Annotated in this window: 14 protein-coding genes; 9 read left to right on the top strand and 5 right to left on the bottom strand. The window is 73.5% G+C overall.

Going from position 1 to position 17,005, the window contains the following annotated elements; translation table 11 throughout:
• The first annotated feature begins 39 nt into the window (after positions 1–39).
• A complete protein-coding gene (locus OG904_RS12300; protein ID WP_405490228.1) occupies positions 40–777 on the top strand; it encodes an enoyl-CoA hydratase family protein in 738 nt (245 codons plus the stop codon).
• Entirely contained in the window at positions 765–1,427 is a 663-nt protein-coding gene (locus tag OG904_RS12295) for a TetR/AcrR family transcriptional regulator (protein ID WP_405490226.1), read from the top strand. The genes OG904_RS12300 and OG904_RS12295 overlap by 13 nt, the downstream gene beginning before the upstream one ends.
• Positions 1,428–1,615: 188 nt before the next feature.
• On the opposite strand, the gene OG904_RS12290 is transcribed toward OG904_RS12295, so the two are convergent.
• Positions 1,616–2,722: a citrate synthase 2 gene (locus OG904_RS12290; RefSeq protein WP_405490224.1), complete on the bottom strand. Its 1,107-nt coding sequence runs from the start codon at positions 2,720–2,722 to the stop codon at positions 1,616–1,618.
• Between the two features lie 237 nt (positions 2,723–2,959).
• Between OG904_RS12290 and pdxH the strand changes: the two genes are divergently transcribed.
• The 3 genes from pdxH to OG904_RS12275 all read left to right on the top strand — a co-directional run bounded on the left by pdxH (position 2,960) and on the right by OG904_RS12275 (position 6,050).
• Entirely contained in the window at positions 2,960–3,583 is a 624-nt protein-coding gene (gene pdxH, locus OG904_RS12285; RefSeq protein ID WP_405497958.1) for a pyridoxamine 5'-phosphate oxidase, read from the top strand.
• Positions 3,584–3,934: 351 nt separating this feature from the next.
• Complete coding sequence (locus OG904_RS12280; RefSeq protein WP_405490222.1) at positions 3,935–4,555, top strand: hypothetical protein; 621 nt, start codon at positions 3,935–3,937, stop codon at positions 4,553–4,555.
• Positions 4,556–4,733: 178 nt separating this feature from the next.
• Positions 4,734–6,050, top strand: coding sequence for a PAS domain-containing protein (locus OG904_RS12275; RefSeq protein ID WP_405497956.1), 1,317 nt, complete (start codon positions 4,734–4,736; stop codon positions 6,048–6,050).
• 40 nt (positions 6,051–6,090) lie between these two features.
• Here OG904_RS12275 and OG904_RS12270 read toward each other — a convergent pair whose 3' ends face one another.
• The gene (locus tag OG904_RS12270; RefSeq protein ID WP_405490220.1) at positions 6,091–6,846 is read right to left on the bottom strand and encodes an SIS domain-containing protein; all 756 of its coding nucleotides are present in this window, start codon (positions 6,844–6,846) and stop codon (positions 6,091–6,093) included.
• A 267-nt stretch (positions 6,847–7,113) separates the two neighbouring features.
• Here OG904_RS12270 and OG904_RS12265 point away from each other — a divergent pair, with 267 nt between their 5' ends.
• Together OG904_RS12265 and OG904_RS12260 are read left to right on the top strand one after the other, a co-directional pair.
• A complete protein-coding gene (locus OG904_RS12265) occupies positions 7,114–7,806 on the top strand; it encodes a metal-dependent transcriptional regulator (protein WP_405490218.1) in 693 nt (230 codons plus the stop codon).
• A gap of 345 nt (positions 7,807–8,151) precedes the next feature.
• Positions 8,152–9,105, top strand: a complete 954-nt coding sequence (locus OG904_RS12260) for an alpha/beta fold hydrolase (RefSeq protein ID WP_405490216.1) — start codon at positions 8,152–8,154, stop codon at positions 9,103–9,105.
• Between the two features lie 218 nt (positions 9,106–9,323).
• On the opposite strand, the gene OG904_RS12255 is transcribed toward OG904_RS12260, so the two are convergent.
• The 3 genes from OG904_RS12255 to OG904_RS12245 form a co-directional block, all read right to left on the bottom strand.
• Positions 9,324–10,988, bottom strand: a complete 1,665-nt coding sequence (locus OG904_RS12255) for a transporter (protein ID WP_405490214.1) — start codon at positions 10,986–10,988, stop codon at positions 9,324–9,326.
• On the bottom strand, positions 10,985–11,905 hold the full coding sequence (locus tag OG904_RS12250; RefSeq protein WP_405490212.1) for an ABC transporter ATP-binding protein: 921 nt from the start codon (positions 11,903–11,905) through the stop codon (positions 10,985–10,987). The genes OG904_RS12255 and OG904_RS12250 overlap by 4 nt, the downstream gene beginning before the upstream one ends.
• Before the next feature lie 205 nt (positions 11,906–12,110).
• On the bottom strand, positions 12,111–12,791 hold the full coding sequence (locus OG904_RS12245; protein ID WP_405490210.1) for a bifunctional DNA primase/polymerase: 681 nt from the start codon (positions 12,789–12,791) through the stop codon (positions 12,111–12,113).
• 220 nt (positions 12,792–13,011) lie between these two features.
• Between OG904_RS12245 and OG904_RS12240 the strand changes: the two genes are divergently transcribed.
• A complete protein-coding gene (locus OG904_RS12240) occupies positions 13,012–14,391 on the top strand; it encodes a transcriptional regulator (protein WP_405490208.1) in 1,380 nt (459 codons plus the stop codon).
• A 1,435-nt stretch (positions 14,392–15,826) separates the two neighbouring features.
• Positions 15,827–17,002, top strand: coding sequence for a hypothetical protein (locus OG904_RS12235; RefSeq protein ID WP_405490206.1), 1,176 nt, complete (start codon positions 15,827–15,829; stop codon positions 17,000–17,002).
• Positions 17,003–17,005: the final 3 nt, after the last annotated feature.

Raw genomic sequence — 17,005 nt, 5'->3', positions numbered from 1 at the left:
AGGGGATACCGCCCGACCGAACCCCCCTCCGGAGGAGACATGCCCCCACTGGTCCACGCCGCGCGAGCGACCGGCGTCACCACGCTCACCCTCGACTCCCCGGCCAACCGCAACGCCCTCTCCGCAGCCCTGGTCGCAGACCTCCGCGCGGCGCTCGCCGCCGCGGCCGCCGACCCGGCCACGGCCGCGGTGGTGCTCACCCACACCGGCAACACCTTCTGCGCGGGCGCCGACCTGAAGTCCCCCTGCGATCCGGCCGACTTCCTGGCCCTGCTGAGGGAGATCGCCGAACTACCCACCCCCGTCGTCGCCCGCGTCACCGGCCACGTCCGCGCGGGCGGCCTCGGCCTGCTCGGCGCCTGCGACATCGCCGCCGCCGGGCCCGCGTCCACGTACGCCTTCACCGAGACCCACCTCGGCGTCGTCCCGGCCGTCATCTCCGCGCCGCTGCTCCCGCGCCTGGACCCGCGCGCCGCCGCCCGCTACTTCCTGACCGCCGAGGCCTTCGACGCGGCCGAAGCCACCAGGATCGGGCTGCTCACCTTGCACGGTGAGGATGTGGACAAGGCCCTGGCGCCCGTACTCGAAGGACTGCGCAAGGCCGGACCCGAGGCGCTGGCCGCGACGAAGCAGCTGGTCACGGCCCCGGTACGGGCCGCCCTGGAACGGGACGGCGCCGCGCTCGCGGAGCTGTCCGCCCGCCACTTCGCCTCCGCCGAGGCCCGCGAGGGCATCAGCGCCCGCTTCGAGCGCCGGGACCCGTCATGGCTCCGCTGACCGCGACGACCGACCCGGCCGGCCAGAGCCAGAGCCAGGGCCAGGGGCAGGGGCAGGGGCAGGGCCAGAGCGGCCCCAAGCAGGCCCGTAGCCGCGTCACCCGCCGCCACCTCTTGGAGGCGGCCGTCTCCTGCCTGGCGGAACAGGGCTGGGCCGGATCCACCGTCGCCGTCGTCGCGGAACGCGCCGGAGTCTCGCGGGGGGCCGCCCAGCACCACTTCCGCACCCGCGAGGAGCTGTTCACGGCGGCCGTGGAGTACATGGCCGAGGAGCGCTCGACCGCGCTCCTGGACCTGTTCCCGCACGGCGGCGCCGAAGCGGCCCGCGCCGACGTGGTCGGGGCGCTGATCGACCTGTACACCGGCCCGATGTTCCGCGCCGCCCTCCAGCTGTGGGTGGCCGCCTCCCACGAGGAGCAGCTGCGGCCCCGGGTGGCCGAGCTGGAGGCCCGCGTGGGCCGCGAGACCCACCGCATCGCGGTGGAGCTGCTGGGCGCGGACGAGTCCGTGGCGGGCGTACGGGAGACCGTGCAGGGCCTGCTCGACATGGCCCGCGGCCTGGGCCTGGCCAACGTCCTCACCGACGACACCGCCCGCCGGGCCCGCGTGGTGGCCCAGTGGGCCAGGATCCTGGACACGACCCTGGGCTGAGCCCCCCCGGCCCCCGGCCCCCGGAACCCGGCCCCCGGAAACGCGAAGGGCGCCGCACCCCCGGAGGGATGCGGCGCCCGGCACCCGCGGCGGCCCTGTGCGGTGGCAGCCTGCGTATCGGCACGTCGGTGCACGTCGGTGCACGTCAGTGCGGGTCAGTCAGTGCACGTGAGCGCACGTCAGCGCGGTCAGGCGGTCTCGGACATGTCCGCGTAGCCGGCGATCTCGCGCGGGTTGCGCACGCCGGGCCCGATGTAGCGGGCCGAGGGGCGGACCAGACGGCCCGTGCGCTTCTGCTCCAGGATGTGCGCCGACCAGCCGGCGGTACGGGCGCACGTGAACATCGAGGTGAACATGTGCGCCGGGACCTCCGCGAAGTCCAGCATGATCGCGGCCCAGAACTCCACGTTCGTCGCCAGCACCCGGTCGGGACGGCGCGCGTGCAGCTCCTCCAGGGCGGCCTTCTCCAGCGCGGCGGCCACCTCGTAGCGCGGGGCGTCCAGCTCCTTGGCCGTGCGCCGCAGCACGCGCGCCCGGGGGTCCTCGGCGCGGTACACGCGGTGCCCGAAGCCCATCAGCCGCTCACCCTTGTCGAGCGCCTTCTTCACGTACGCCACGGCGTCGCCGCTGCGCTCGATCTCCTCGATCATGCCGAGCACCCGGGAGGGCGCCCCGCCGTGCAGCGGCCCGGACATGGCACCGACGGCGCCCGACAGTGCGGCGGCCACGTCCGCGCCCGTCGACGCGATGACGCGCGCGGTGAACGTGGACGCGTTCATCCCGTGCTCGGCGGCCGAGGTCCAGTACGCGTCGACGGCCTTGACGTGCTTCGGGTCGGGCTCGCCCCGCCAGCGGATCATGAACCGCTCGACCACGGACCCGGCCTTGTCGATCTCGCTCTGCGGGACCATCGGCAGGCCCTGGCCGCGGGCGGACTGGGCGACGTACGACAGCGCCATCACGGCCGCCCGCGCCAGGTCGTCGCGGGCGGTCTGCTCGTCGATGTCGAGCAGCGGTTTCAGACCCCACACGGGGGCGAGCATGGCGAGCGCGGACTGTACGTCGACCCGGATGTCACCGGAGTGCACCGGGATGGGGAAGGGTTCGGCGGCCGGCAGACCGGGGTTGAAGGCACCGTCGACCAGCAGACCCCAGACGTTCCCGAAGGAGACGTGGCCCACGAGGTCTTCGATGTCGACACCTCGGTAGCGGAGGGATCCACCCTCCTTGTCGGGTTCGGCGATCTCCGTTTCGAACGCGACGACTCCCTCGAGCCCGGGTACGAAGTCGGACATCAGGCGGCTCCTCAAATAGTGCGAACACGCGCGGCTCCCGGCGTGATTCGCGGTCCGGCGCGGTCATCCCCGTTGATGCCCGGCACGGCCGATGGTCATCCGTGTGGGACCGTCGGACCGGCCCCAAGATTTTGTCCGTTCCCCATGGCGACGGGAAGCGTGACATACGGCACACTCCCCGGAGCCAGGCTGCGGCAGGATGGCCCGGTGACCGATCAGCACCTTGACCCCGCCGTCATGCGCAAGCAGTACCGCTCCCACCTCGTCGCCGAGGAGAGCCTCGCCGAGGAGCCGATGGGCCAGTTCGCCCGCTGGTTCGAGGATGCCGCCGGGGCGAACGTCTTCGAGCCCAACGCGATGGTCGTCTCGACCGCCACCCCCGACGGCCGTCCCAGCTCGCGCACGGTGCTCCTGAAGCAGTACGACGAGCGCGGATTCGTCTTCTTCACGAACTACGGGTCCCGCAAGGGCCGCGAACTCGCCGCCAACCCCTACGTCTCCCTGCTCTTCCCCTGGCACCCCATCGCCCGCCAGGTCATCGTGACGGGTACTGCCTCCCGCATCGGCCGCGACGAGACCGCGGCGTACTTCCGCTCCCGCCCCCACGGCTCCCAGCTGGGCGCCTGGGCCAGCGAACAGTCTTCCGTCATCGCCTCCCGCGAGGAGCTGGACCGCCGCTACGCGGAGCTGGAGGCCCGCTACCCGGAGGGCGAACAGGTCCCGGTCCCGCCGCAGTGGGGCGGGCTGCGCGTGGTCCCGGACGCGGTGGAATTCTGGCAGGGCCACGAGAACCGCCTGCACGACCGCCTGAAGTACGTCCTGGAAGCCGGGAAGTGGCGGGTGGAACGGCTCTGCCCGTAGGGGCCCCGCGGCGCCCGCGCGCCTGCGCGTCCGTGCGCCCGTAGGGCCCTTGGGGCGCAGGGCCTGGAACGCAGGCGACCCGCGGGCTCTGGTTTCTCTCCTGCAGTGAGAGAAGCCGGCCGGACGTACCGGCGAGCCCGCGGGTCGGGTGACTGCTTGGGATTGGCGCCGGCGACTCCGCCGGGCACCGCACTGGGTGCGTGCGACAACGGGCGCTTTAGCCCGCAGCCACCTCACGCGTCCGGTTTCCGTACATTGCGGCAACCACCTCCCTTCTCGTGTAAGTCAGAGCCTAGGCACGCCTCCCCGGGCCCACAACTGTTTATTCTTGCCGCCGACCCAGGGGGGCACATGGAGCAGGGAACGCTGCCGCGCGAGTACCGGACGAGATCGGGATCGGCGGCCGGGCTGTACGCCCTGCTGGGCTTCGTCTGGCTCTTCGGCGCGGCCCGGATGGCGACCGCCCGGTTCCTGCCCGTCTGGTACCGGGTGGCGTTCGTGGTCCTGCTGGGGGCCTTTATCGCGTTCGTGGTGTACGCCCGGCCGCGCCGGTTCACCGTCCTCGACGAGAAGGGGATCTCCGTCCGCGGTCTGCTCGGGGTCCGGCGGCTGGGCTGGGACGAGCTGCACGACGTCCGGGCCGAGGCCTGGCCCGAGCAGATGCGGACGGTGGCCGGTGCGCCGAGGGTCTTCGGCTGCGCCTACCGCGCCGACGGCAAGCGGGTCGTCCTTCCCTGCGTCGACGATCGCGAGGTGGCGGGCGTGCACGCCGAGGTGGCCCGCATCAGGTCGGTGTGGACCCGGCTGCGCGGGCCGCGGTGGGAGCCCGATCCGGCCGCGGAGGCCCGTATCGCCCGGGACGCGGCCCGGCGCGACCGGTGGGTCCGGGCGGGTTCGGGATGGGCCGTGCCCGTCGTAGCCACGGTCGTGATCATCGCCGTCATCGTGCTGTGCCTGGTGCTCTTCGACTGACCGGCCCCCTCCGGGGCGGGACAAAGCGGGAGGATTGCGGGAAGCGGGTGTGGGATGGGTCACGTTCCAGTTCAATTGCGTGACGTGCCGCACACGCGAACACCTGCAGGGGGCCCAGGTGACTGCTTCCGGACGTAGTGAGACCGCCGACGATCTGCTCGCAGCGCTGCTCGACGGGATGGACGCCGCTCTGTGCGCGTTCGACTCCGACGGCGTGATCACCCACTGGAACCGCGAGGCCGAGCGGATCCTGGGGTGGTCGGCGGGCGAGGCCGTGGGGCGCAAGGGGTTCGCGGGGTGGGCCGTACGCGCCGCCGACGCGCAGGACGTGCAGGACAGACTCATGGCCGCCCAGGAGGTGCCGGGGCGGCAGGTGCACGAGTTCGCGCTGCTGACCAAGGGCGGCGGCCGGGTCCTGGTGCGGACCCAGTCCGCCGGGGTGCCGGGCGCCGACGGGACACCGGCCGGGGTGTACTGCGCCTTCAGCGAGGTGCACGCGCAGATCGACCTGGAGCGTTCCATCGCGCTGAGCGAGGCGCTGATGGAGGACGCCTCCTGGGGCGTCGTGCTCGTCGACGTGGACCTGCGCCCGGCCGTCGTCAACGCGCACGCCGCCCGCGCCTTCGGCGCCGGCCGCACCGTCCCGCTCGGGCGGCCCCTGGGGGAGCTGCTGGCGCAGGGCGTGGAGGAGCTGGAGGGAGCCCTGCAGCACGTACTGGCCGAGGGCGCGCCCCCGGAGCCCGTGGAGCTGTGGGTGTCCGTGCGCAGCCCCGAGGGCGTGCGGCGGCGGTGCTGGCGGTGCGGGTTCCTGCGCCTGGCGTCGCCGCTCGCGGAGGAACCCGTACCGCTCGGGGTCGGCCTGCTGTTCCAGGACGTCACCGAGGCCCGGCAGGCGCAGCTGGACACGGCGCAACTGCGGTTCCGCTCGCACCAGCTGTACCGGGCCGGGCGGGCCGCCGCCGAGTGCGAGGACCCGGCGGAGGCGGCGTCCGTACGGCTGGAGTTCGCCCTGGCGGGCTTCGCCGAGCACGCGCTGCTCGACGTACTGGACGAGCCGGCACGGGAGTCCGTACAGGAGTCCGTACGAGAGCCCGCGCGGGAGCGCGTACGGGAACCCAGGCGTCCGCGGCTGCTGCGCCTCGCGGCGTTCCCGCCGGGCCTGCCCGGGCTGCCGGAGCCCGGGGCGATCCCGGTGCGGTACGCCGCCGGGCATCCGGCGCTGCAGGCGCTGGAGCGGTCCGGGTCGGTGCGGACCAGTGCGACGGCCGGGGCGGCCGCCGGGGACTGGGCGGGGGCCCGGCGCTGGCCCGAGGGCTCGGCGCACGCCCTGTGCGCGGTGCTGCGCAGCCGGGGCCGGAGCCTGGGGATCCTGACCTTCCTGCGCGGCCCTTCGCGGCCCGCCTTCGAGCGCGCGGACGCGGAGTACGCGGAGGAGGTGGCGGCCCGCGTCGCGGCGGACCTGGACCTGGCGGGCCGGGCCCGGGGGGAGGGGTAGTCCGCCCCCCGGCCCCCGCCGCCCCGCCCCCTGGCGCGGCCTAGTGGCGGAAGAAGATCCGGTCGCCGTACTCCTGCATGACGCGGCCGTTCCACTCGTGGCCGCCGTCGACGTTGCCCGAGCGCAGGAGCGGCGGTTCGACTCCGCGGGCGGCGAGTTCGCCGGCCGCGGCGGCCATGACCGCCTGCATGATCGCGCTGGTCACGACGGTGGAGGCGGGGGCGAAGGGGGCTTCGATCCCGTCGAGGGTGAGTTCGGCGTCGCCGACCGCGATCTTGCTGTCGAGGACGATGTCGCAGTGGTCCTTGAGGAAGGTGCCGGAGACGTGGCGGGACTTGGTCCCGGTCGCGTAGGCCACCGAGGTGACGCCGATGACCTTGAGGCCGATCGCGCGGGCGTTCATGGCCATCTCGACCGGCAGCGCGTTTCGTCCGGAGAGGGAGATGATCACGAGCACGTCGCCGTCGCTTGCCGGGCTGCTGTCCAGGACCGCCCCGGCGAGGCCGTCGACGCGCTCCAGGGCGCTGCCGAGGGTGGCCGGCATGACGTCGATGCCCGCGGTGCCGGGGACGGCGAGGAAGTTCATCAGGGCGAGTCCGCCGGCCCGGTAGACGACGTCCTGGGCGGGGAGCGAGGAGTGTCCGGCGCCGAAGGCGAAGAGCTTGTTCCCCGCGGCCACGGCGTCGGCGATGACCGTGCCGGCCTCGGCGATGCGTGCGGACTCCTCGTCTCTCACCCGTTCCAGCAGGCCGATCGCGGCGTCGAAGAACTGACCGGCCAGCTTGCTCTCGCTCATACGCCGATGGCCTTCCGGGGTGGGAGTGGGTGAGGTTGTCGTCCGTGTCCGCCGCTCACCGTGCGGTCTGGACCAAGGGCGTGTCAATACGGACGTCAATCCAAGGGACGAAAGGCCCGGCCGTAGGGGTAATGAGAGGCGGGAGGGGGCTGCGGGGACAGGTTTCGAGGCAGTCCGGAACAGCCCTTGACGTCTACACGGGACGGTTGTCGGCGTGATGGGTCAGAATTGGGGGCAGGGCCAGCGCACGCAATCCGAGGGGCACGAATGTCCGGACTGATCGATACCACGGAGATGTATCTCCGCACCATCCTCGAGCTGGAAGAGGAAGGTGTGGTCCCCATGCGCGCCCGTATCGCCGAGCGGCTCGACCAGAGCGGTCCGACGGTGAGCCAGACGGTGGCGCGGATGGAGCGCGACGGCCTGGTGGCCGTCGCGAGCGACCGGCACCTGGAGCTGACCGAAGAGGGGCGCCGGCTGGCGACGCGGGTGATGCGCAAGCACCGCCTCGCGGAGTGCCTGCTCGTCGACGTGATCGGCCTGGAGTGGGAGCAGGTGCACGCCGAGGCCTGTCGCTGGGAACACGTGATGAGCGAGGCGGTGGAGCGGCGGGTGCTGGAGCTGCTGCGCCACCCGACCGAGTCGCCGTACGGAAACCCGATCCCGGGGCTGGAGGAGCTGGGGGAGAAGGCCGAGGCCGATCCGTTCCTGGAGGAGGGCATGGTCAGCCTCTCGGAGCTCGACCCCGGCGCGGAGGGCAAGACCGTCGTGATCCGCCGGATCGGGGAGCCGATCCAGACGGACGCGCAGCTGATGTACACGCTCCGGCGGGCGGGCGTGCAGCCCGGCTCGGTCGTGAGCGTGACCGAGTCGCCCGGCGGTGTGCTGGTCGGCAGTGGGGGCGAGGCCGCGGAGCTGGATGCGGACGTCGCCTCCCACGTGTTCGTGGCGAAGCGCTGACGCACGTCCGTTCGATCGGGTCGCCGGTACGGGCCAATCGGGCCTGTGTCGGTCGGTGTGGGCCGGTGGGGGTCTGTATGGATGGTCCCGGCTGTGTGGATGGTCCCGGCGCCTCGCGGCGCCGGGACCGGTCCTCCCCTGTTCGACCTGGAGCCCCGAGCTCTCAAGGTCACCCCTTCGGACCGTCTTCCCCGAGCGGCCCGCCTCCCTGTTGAAAGGATCTCCATCGGCAGCGGCGGTCAATCCTTGAGCAAGGTCACTCGAAAGAGCGGTGTTGGTGGCGAGAACCCCGTTTTCGAATACGGGTTCGATACTGTGGCCGGGAGCGAAGGGGGTGCATCTGCGGTGGTACGACGCCTCGATGTGACAGGGGCCGACGGCGTACGCCTGGCGGCCTGGGAGTTCCGCGAAGCGGCCACGGTGCCGTCGCCTTCACGGTCCGGATCCTCGCCGTCCGGACGGCCGTCCGGGGCTTCGCCGTCCGGACCGCCATCCGGACCGGCGCCGTCCGGTGAGCCCGCGGCCCTCTTACTCCACGGCCTGATGGGTCGTGCCTTCCACTGGGCCGGGACCGCCCGCTGGCTCGGTGAGAGCCGCCGGGTCGTCGCCCTCGACCAGCGCGGCCACGGCCAGAGCGATCGCCCGCCGGCCGGCCCCGGCAGCTCCGTCTCGTACGGCCGCGAGGCCTTCGTGGCCGATGCCGAAGCCGCCGTCGAGCAGCTCGGCCTCGCCCCCGTGACGCTGATCGGCCACTCCATGGGCGCCCTCACCGCATGGCAGCTCGCCGCCCGCCGCCCCGACCTCGTGGCGGCCCTGGTCATCTGCGACATGCGGGCCTCCGCGCTCGGGGAGGCCTCGCAGCAGGAGTGGGAGGAGTGGTTCCACCGCTGGCCGCTGCCGTTCCCCACGCAGGACGCCGCGCGGCGCTGGTTCGGCGAGGACGACCCGCGGGTGGAGCGTCCGGACCCCGGCCGGGGTGCGTTCTTCGCCGAGGTGATGCACGAGGCCGACGACGGCTGGCGCCCGCTGTTCTCACGCCGTCAGATGCTGACCGCGCGGGAGACGTGGGTCCACGACGCGCACTGGGAGGAGCTCGCCCAGGTCCGCTGCCCGACGCTGGTCGTCCGCGGCCTGGACGGCGAGCTCGGCCGCGCCGAGGCCCAGGAAATGGTCCGGGTCCTCCCGGCGGGCCAGTACGCCGAGATCCCCGACGCCGGCCACTACCTCCACTACGACCACCCGACGGCCTGGCGCGAGGCCGTGGAGCCCTTCCTGGAGGGCATCAAGACGTCGGCGTGAGCGGAGCGGCCCGGGCGGGGTCCCGGGGAAGTGGGGCAGATCCCCGGGCTCGAATCCCCGGGCTCGAACCGGCTCGCGGCGCCCAGCTGTTCCATGAGCTCGCCGAACACGCGGAAGGCCTCCGCTCCCACCGGGAGCGGAGGCCTTCCGCGTGTTCGGCCAGGACCGGGGGACCGGGCTGTCCAGCCCTTTCAGCCCTTTCGGTCCCTCCAGTCCGGTCAGCCCTTGCTGACCGCCAGGAGGATCTCCGGGATCCTGCGGGCCACCGTCGGGGCCGCGAGGCGCAGGCCCACCCAGGCGGCCAGCGTGCCCCAGGCCGCGCCCACCGGGAGCAGGATCCAGGTGAGGGAGTGCTGGGTGGTGGCGAGGTAGACGGCCAGGACGATCACCGGGGCGCAGATCAGCGCCGAGGCGAACAGGCCGCCGAAGATGCCCATCCACGCCAGGGCGCCCTGCCCCGGGGCGACGTTCTTGAAGGCGCCGTCGGTGGGGATCGAGTACGGGAAGCGCGCCGAGGCCAGGGCCCCCGTGCACAGCATCGAGCCGAGCAGGGCCAGTGCCACGCCCAGCGCGCCGGGGAACCCGGACCAGTCGCCGACCAGGGCGGCCGTCACCGCCGCCACGACCGCCGTGTAGGGCACCGTGACCAGCGCGAGGGCCAGGGCGCGGGCGCGCAGTTCCACGAACGCGTCGCGCGCGGTGGAAAGGGTCTGCGCGACCATCCAGAACGCCGAGGTGTCCTGCCCGAACTGGTTGTACATCTGGACGCCGAGCATGCCCGAGGCGAAGCAGGCCAGGTAGACCGAGCCGTGGCCCTGCACCGCGTTGGCGGCCGGGACGATCAGGCCGACCGCGAGGGCCGACACCCATGCCGCCTTGGTCTTCGGGTCGCGCACGATGTAGCGCAGCGAGCGCTGCATGGCCGCGCCCGTACGGTCGTCCGGCAGCAGCGACCACGGGCCGCGGGCGCTGCCGTCCGCTCCCGGCGCCCGCTGCTTCTTCTCCTTGGCCGCCGCGATCGTCGAGCCGTCGGGGGTGACCATGAGCTTGGTCAGGCTGCGCTCCCAGAACCAGAGCAGCAGCCCCAGCGCGGCGACGGTGATGAGCAGCTGGACGGCGGCGGTCCCGTACGAGCCCTCGCTCGCGGAGTCCACCATCCCGACCGCCGTCGCGGGCGGCAGCCAGCGCACGACGTCCGCGGCCGGCTCCAGCTTCTCCAGGCCGCCGACCTGGAACAGCCGCTGGCCGGCGAGGTTCGCCACCTGCGCGCCCACCGCGATCAGCAGGCCGCTGAGCAGCGCGAGGTCACGCCCCTTGCGGCTGGTCAGCAGCCGCACGTTGGCCGTGGCCACCGCCCGGGCGAGGGCCACGCAGCCGAGGAGCAGCAGCGGTACCGCCAGTACGGCCGCCACCGCGCCCGCCGCGCCCCGGGCGACGGCGATCGCCGAGCCGGCCGCGAGGCAGAGGGTGAACAGCGGCCCGACGCCGACGAGGGAGGAGGCCAGCAGGGCCCGTACGAGCGGACGCGGGCGCAGCGGCAGCATGACCAGCCGGCTCGGGTCGAGGGTCTCGTCGCCCGTGGGGAAGAACAGCGGTACGAAGGTCCAGCACAGGGCGAGGACCGCGGCCAGCAGTACGACGACGGCGCTCGCGTGCGCGTGGCCGCGCAGCAGGGCGAGGCCGAGCGTGGCGAAGAAGGCGACGACGAGCGCGGCGGCCAGGGCGCCGAAGTAGGCGAACTTGCGCTTCGAGGAGCCCTTGAGGCCGTTGCGCAGGAGGGACAGCTTGAGGCGGATGAAGATCGGGGTGATGGAGACGGAGGCGGGGGCCGCGCCGGAGGCGGAAGCGGCGACCGGTGCGGCGGCGGGTGCGGACGTACTCATCGGACGCCCGCCCCGGTTCCGGCCCCGGTGCCCGTGTTCCCGCCGTTCGCGGCAGCGTTCCCGCTGTTCCCGCCGTTCGCGGTCGTACCGCCGCCGAGCCAGTCCAGCGATTCGCCCGCGGCCCGGCCCTGCGCCCCGACCAGCTCCAGGAACGCGGCCTGCAGCGAGGGCGCGGCGCCCCGTACGTCGGCCAGCGGGCCCGCGGCCCGGATCCGGCCGGCGGCCATGACGGCGACCCAGTCGCACAGCGACTCGACGAGTTCCATGACGTGGGAGGAGAAGACGACGGTGGCGCCGGAGGAGGTGTAGCGCTCCAGCACCCCGCGGATGGTCTGCGCGGAGACCGGGTCCACGCCCTCGAACGGCTCGTCCAGGAAGAGGACTTCGGGGTTGTGTAGCAGCGCGGCGGCCAGGCCGATCTTCTTCCGCATGCCGGTCGAGTAGTCGACGATCAGCTTGTTCTGCGAACCGGCCAGGTCCAGGATCTCCAGCAGCTGCGTGGCCCGGCTGTCCGTCTCGCGGCCCGGCAGCCCCCGCAACCGGCCCATGTAGCCGAGCAGTTCGCGGCCCGAGAGCCGCTCGAAGAGCCGCAGCCCCTCCGGCAGCACGCCGATCCGGGACTTCACCTCGACCGGGTCCGCCCACACGTCGTGCCCGGCGACGATGACCCGGCCCATGTCCGGGCGCAGCAGCCCGGTCACCATCGACAGCGTCGTCGTCTTGCCCGCGCCGTTCGGCCCGACCAGGCCGATGAACTGCCCGGCGGGCAGCTCCAGATCGATCCCGGCCACGGCGATCTGCTCGCCGAACCGCTTCCACAAACCCTCGACCCGCACAGCGGCCGTGGTGGACGGCGCGGATCGCGCACCGCCACCCGTTCCGTCCTGCCCGCCCGTCGCAACGCCCTGGTCCGGCATGCGCCTGCCTCTCGTCCTGTTCCCCGTGTCCTGCTTTTCTCACGATAGGAGGAGGGGGAGAGGTCGGAGCAGTTACTTATGTCATGAGTTTCGGAGTGGATTCGTCCCTGGTCCGGCGGTTGAGGGCCCGCGGTCCCGGTCCCGCGGGCCCGCGGTCCCGGTCCCGCAGTCCCTCAGGGCCGCAGTCCCTCAGGGCCTCAGCCCCTCAGGGCGTGCGCCGGGCCCGTTCCGCCGCCGCCTCGCGGCCGCACGCGTACGCCAGCGCGTCGATGAGCTCCTCGACGTCCGGCAGCCACCGGTTCGCGGCCGTCGGGGGCTGCGCCCACTGCACCGAGCCGCGTCCGCCGATGCGGGTCGGCGGCGCGGCCACGTACTCGCCCTCGCCGCGGGCGGCCAGGTCGAGCTGGGAGGGCTGCCAGCCGATCTTGCGCAGCAGGTCGGGCACCTTCGCCCCGGCGCCGGGCAGGACGAAGAACAGCATCCGGCCGGCCGGGTTGGCGATCACCGGCCCGAGGGTGCGCTGCATGCGCTGGAGCCGTGCCAGCGCCAGGAAGCCGGCCGCGTCCGGGACGTCGAGCGCGTCGAAGGTGCGGCCGGTGGGCAGCAGGATGGCGGCCTTCGGGTTCTTCCCCCAGAGCCGGCGGACCTGCACGGCGCTGCCCGAGGCGTGCTGCGCCCACTCCTTGGCCGTCGCGTGCGCACCCGGCGCCGGGCAGTCCGCGGCCCCGCACGAGCACCGCTCCCGCCCGTCCCCGGACTCCAGCCAGGTGCCGGCGAAGACATCCCAGTGCCGTTCTTCCGTGTACCGCACGGCATGGTCCAGCAGTGGCTCGCTGCGCTGCATGGGGATGGGCGCGGTCTCCGTGACTCCGATGGTCTCTTCCACGTGCAACACAACTCCTGCGCTCACCCGGGGTTACGGGCGTAAACCGGCCGGGGTCGGGAGCATCGATCCTGCATGCGGGGCGCATCGGTGCACCGCGGGGGGCGCGTAGGAGGCCGGGGCGCCGCAGGTGGGTAGCGACAGGACGCAATGGGGAAGATTCTCCGCACATCAGGCGGGAAGTGATCATTCCAACGATCACCCGCGGCCTCTGGGGGTTTTCATGGCAGCCAGGCCTCTCGTCGCCCGCCAGCCGAACGAACGGCTGCAGGCACTCATCCAGGAAGCCGGGTGCTCCAATGCCGGGCTCGCCCGGCGCGTCAACATGTGCGGGGCCGAGCACGGTCTCGACCTCCGCTACGACAAGACCTCCGTGGCCCGCTGGCTGCGCGGGCAGCAGCCGCGCGGCCGGGCCCCCGGAATCATCGCCGAGGCGCTCGGACGCAAACTCGGCCGGACCGTCACCATCGACGAGATCGGCATGGCAAACGGCAAGAACCTCGCCTCCGGCGTCGGCCTGCAGTTCTCCCCGACCGTCGTCGGAGCCATCGAGCAGGTCTGCGAGCTGTGGCGCAGCGACGTGGGGCGGCGCGACTTCCTGTCCGGATCGAGCGTGGCCTCCTCCGCGCTGGTCGAGCCGAGCCGGGACTGGCTGATCACCGGGGCCGACGCGCAGGTGGCGCGCAGCGGGGGCTCCCGGGTGGGGATGCCGGACGTGGAGGCGGTGCAGGCCACCACGGAGGCCCTGAAGGAACTGGACCACCGCTTCGGCAGCGGCCACGTACGCCCGGTGGTCGTGCACTACCTCAACTCGGTGGTCTCCGGCCTGATCGGCGGCTCCTACCGGGAACCGGTCGGGCGGGCGCTGTTCGCGGCGGTCGCCCGGCTGACGGAGCTGGCGGGCTACATGGCGGTGGACACCGGCCAGCCGGGCCTGGCGCAGCGCTACTACATCCAGGCGCTGCGGCTCGCCCAGGCGGCGGGCGACAGGGCGTACGGGGGGTACGTGCTGGCGGCGTCGATGAGCCACCTCGCCGCCGAACTGGGCAATCCGAGGGAGATCGCCCAGCTGGCGAGAGCGGCGCAGGAGGGCACGCGGGGCCAGGTCACCCCCCGGGTGGAGGCGATGTTCTACGCGGCGGAGGCGCGCGGGCACGCGCTGCTGGGCGATGCCCGGGCGACGGCGGTGCTGTCCTCGCGGGCGGTGACCGCGCTGGAACGGGCGGAGCCGGAGTCCGGCGACGACCCGGTGTGGATCCGGCACTTCGACCAGGCCTACCTGGCGGACGAACTGGCGCACTGCCACCGCGACCTGGGCCAGGCCGACGCGGCGGTGAAACGGGCGGAGGAGGCCCTGCGGGACCTCCCGGCGGGCAAGGCGCGGCGCCGGGCCATCGGGCTGCTGCTGCTGGCCGCGGCGCGGGTGCAGCAGCGGGAGGTCGAGGCCGCCTGCCAGACCGCTGCGCAGGCGGCGGAGCTGCTCTCGGGGATCCGGTCCAACCGGGGCGCGGTATACCTGGAGGACTTCCGGACCCGGATCGACCCTTACCGGGAGGAACCGGCCGTCCGCGAATTCGCTGCGCGCCTGGAACCGGCATCCTGACCCGCGACGCCCGCGCGCCTCAATCGCCGGCGGGGCTGTTCCCGCCGGCCGCCCACCCCTGCGCACCGGGTCGGGGCCGTCCTGAAAGACCGCCTCAATCGCCGGCGGGGCTTGCTTGTGGCTGGTGTCCGGCCGCATGCGCGCGCAGCGGCACCGTGCACCGGGGCGGGCCTGAAGGATCGCCTCAATCGCCGGCGGGGCTGGGTTGTGGTTGGCGTGCGGCCGCATGTGTGCCCGCAGTGCCACCGTGCTCCGGGGAGGGCCTGCAAGATCGCCTCAATCGCCGGCGGGGCTTGATTTTGGCTGGTGTGCGGCCGCATGTGTGCGCAGTGCCATCGTGCTCCGCGGCGGGGCTGGAAGGTCGCCTCAATCGCCGGCGGGGCTGGGGTGTGGCTGGTGTGCGGTCGCGCGGGTGCGCAGCGCCGTCATGGGCAGGGCGGGCCGGATTGGCCGGGGGCCATTCCAGCCCCGCCGGCGTTTGAGGCGCGGGGTCTGGGGCGGAGCCCCAGGGGGCTCGGGCGGAGCCCGGGGCCTGGGGTCAGGGCGGAGCCCTGGGAACGGTGGAAGGGTGGGTAGGGGACAAGCCCCGCAGGGCCGGGCGGGCCACGCGCGGCCCCGGGCGGCGGCCCACGGGGGACTCGCACGGCCCGGGACTACGGGTCCACGGCGGGGGAGGGCCTGACGGGGGAGGGGAGTGACCGGGTAGCGTGGGCCGACGGTTCGTAGACGCGGACAGGTCGGAGAGGGAGTCCCGGTGACGGAGAGCGGACAGGGCGGCAGCCCCCAGGCAGGCGCGCCGTGGGGCCCGCCGATGCCGGCGCAGCCGCCCGCGCAGCCGGACGGCCAGCCGGACCACCTGCAGGCCCAGCCGCCTTACGGTGAGCCCGCCGAGGGCCAGCCTTCTCACGGCCGGCCTTCCCAGGGCCAGCACGTCTACGGCCAGCCCGCCCCGGACCAGTCCTCTCACGGCCAGCCCGCCCCGGGTCAGCCTGATTACGGCCAGCCCGCCCCGGGTCAGCCCGCCTACGGTCAGTCCTCCCAGGGGCAATCTGCTTACGGTCGGTCCGACCAGGGCCAGCCCGCCTATGGCCAGTCCTCCCAGGGCCAGCCGGCCTACGGGCAGGCAGCCCAGGGCCAGCCCCCGCAGGGCCATCCCGCCCCCGGTCAGCCCCAGGGTCAGCCCGCCTATGGGCAGCCCGCCCCCGGTCAGCCCCAGGGTCAGCCCGCCTATGGGCAGCCCGCCCCGGGTCAGCCCCAGGGCCAGTCCGCCCCCGGTCAGCCTCAGGGTCAGCCCGCATACGGGCAGTCCGCCCAGGGTCAGCCTTCCCAGGGCCAGCCCCATGGCCATTCCACCCAGAGCCAGCCCGCCCCGGGTCAGCCCCACGGCCAGTCCGCCCCCGGTCAGCCCCAGGGCGGGCCCGCCTACGGGTATCCCGTGGCCGGTGGTTCCGGGGACGGGGGGCCCGCCTATGGGTATCCGCAGGGGCATGTCCTCGGTCCCGGTTACGAGGGGCCCGGGGACCCGCACGGGTACGGCTACCCGCCGCTGCCCGAGGCGGTCACCCAGTACATCGCGCCGGTCCCCGCGGCCCCCGCGCATGAGGAGGCCGCGACCCAGTACATCGCGCCCGTCCCCGCGCACGACGAGGCGGCCACGCAGTACATCGCGCCGGTCCCCGCGGCCCCCGCGCATGAGGAGGCCGCGACGCAGTACATCGCGCCGGTCCCCGCGCACGACGAGGCCGCCACTCAGTACATTCCGCCCGTCCCCGCGGCCCCCGCGGATCCCGCCGCCGGGTTCGACGGGCTGTTCCGCGGTGATACGCAGCAACTGCCGCCCGTTCAGGAGCCGGTGCTCCGCCAGCCGCCGCGGCGCCCGCAGCAGCAGCAGTACCAGCAGCCGCCGCAGCGCCCGTACCCGCCGCAGCAGCAGCAACAGCAGCACCAGCAGCAGAACCCCTTCCCGCCGGAGGCACCCGCCCCCCGCAAGGTCTCCCCCGCGATCATCGCCGCAGTCGTCATCGGCCTGGCCGTCGTCGGGCTCGGCGTCGGCGCGCTGCTCAGCGACAACAAGGCGCAGAACACCGACCCCGGCGCCGCGGCCGCCACCCCCGGCAGTTCGGCCGCGAACAGCGGGGACGCGCCGCTGGACCCGGCGCAGCCGCAGGCGGTCCAGCTGGACAAGCTCCTCGCGGACAGCAACGACAGCCGGGCCTCGGTGATCAAGGCCGTCGACGACATCAAGGGCTGCCGCAACCTCGACCAGGCCGCCAACGACCTGCGCGACGCCGCCCGTCAGCGCGAGGAGCTGGTGACCCGGCTCCAGGAGCTCAAGCTGGACCAGCTCCCCGACAGCGCCAAGCTGACCGCGGCCCTCACCAAGGCGTGGAAGTCCTCCGCCGAGGCCGACAACAGTTACGCGTCCTGGGCCGGCGACGTGAAGGGCGACGGCGACAAGTGCAAGGACGGCAAGGCCAAGTCGACCGGCAACGCCTCCGACGGCAACAAGTCGAGCGGCGAGGCCACCAAGGCGAAGGAGTCGGCGGCGGGCATGTGGAACGGCATCGCCGGCAAGTACGGACTCACCAAGCGGGACAAGAGCCAGCTCTGACCG

This window comes from Streptomyces sp. NBC_00096 (genome assembly GCF_045041305.1).
Lineage (GTDB): Bacteria > Actinomycetota > Actinomycetes > Streptomycetales > Streptomycetaceae > Streptomyces.
This window is presented reverse-complemented; position numbering and strand designations above follow the sequence as displayed.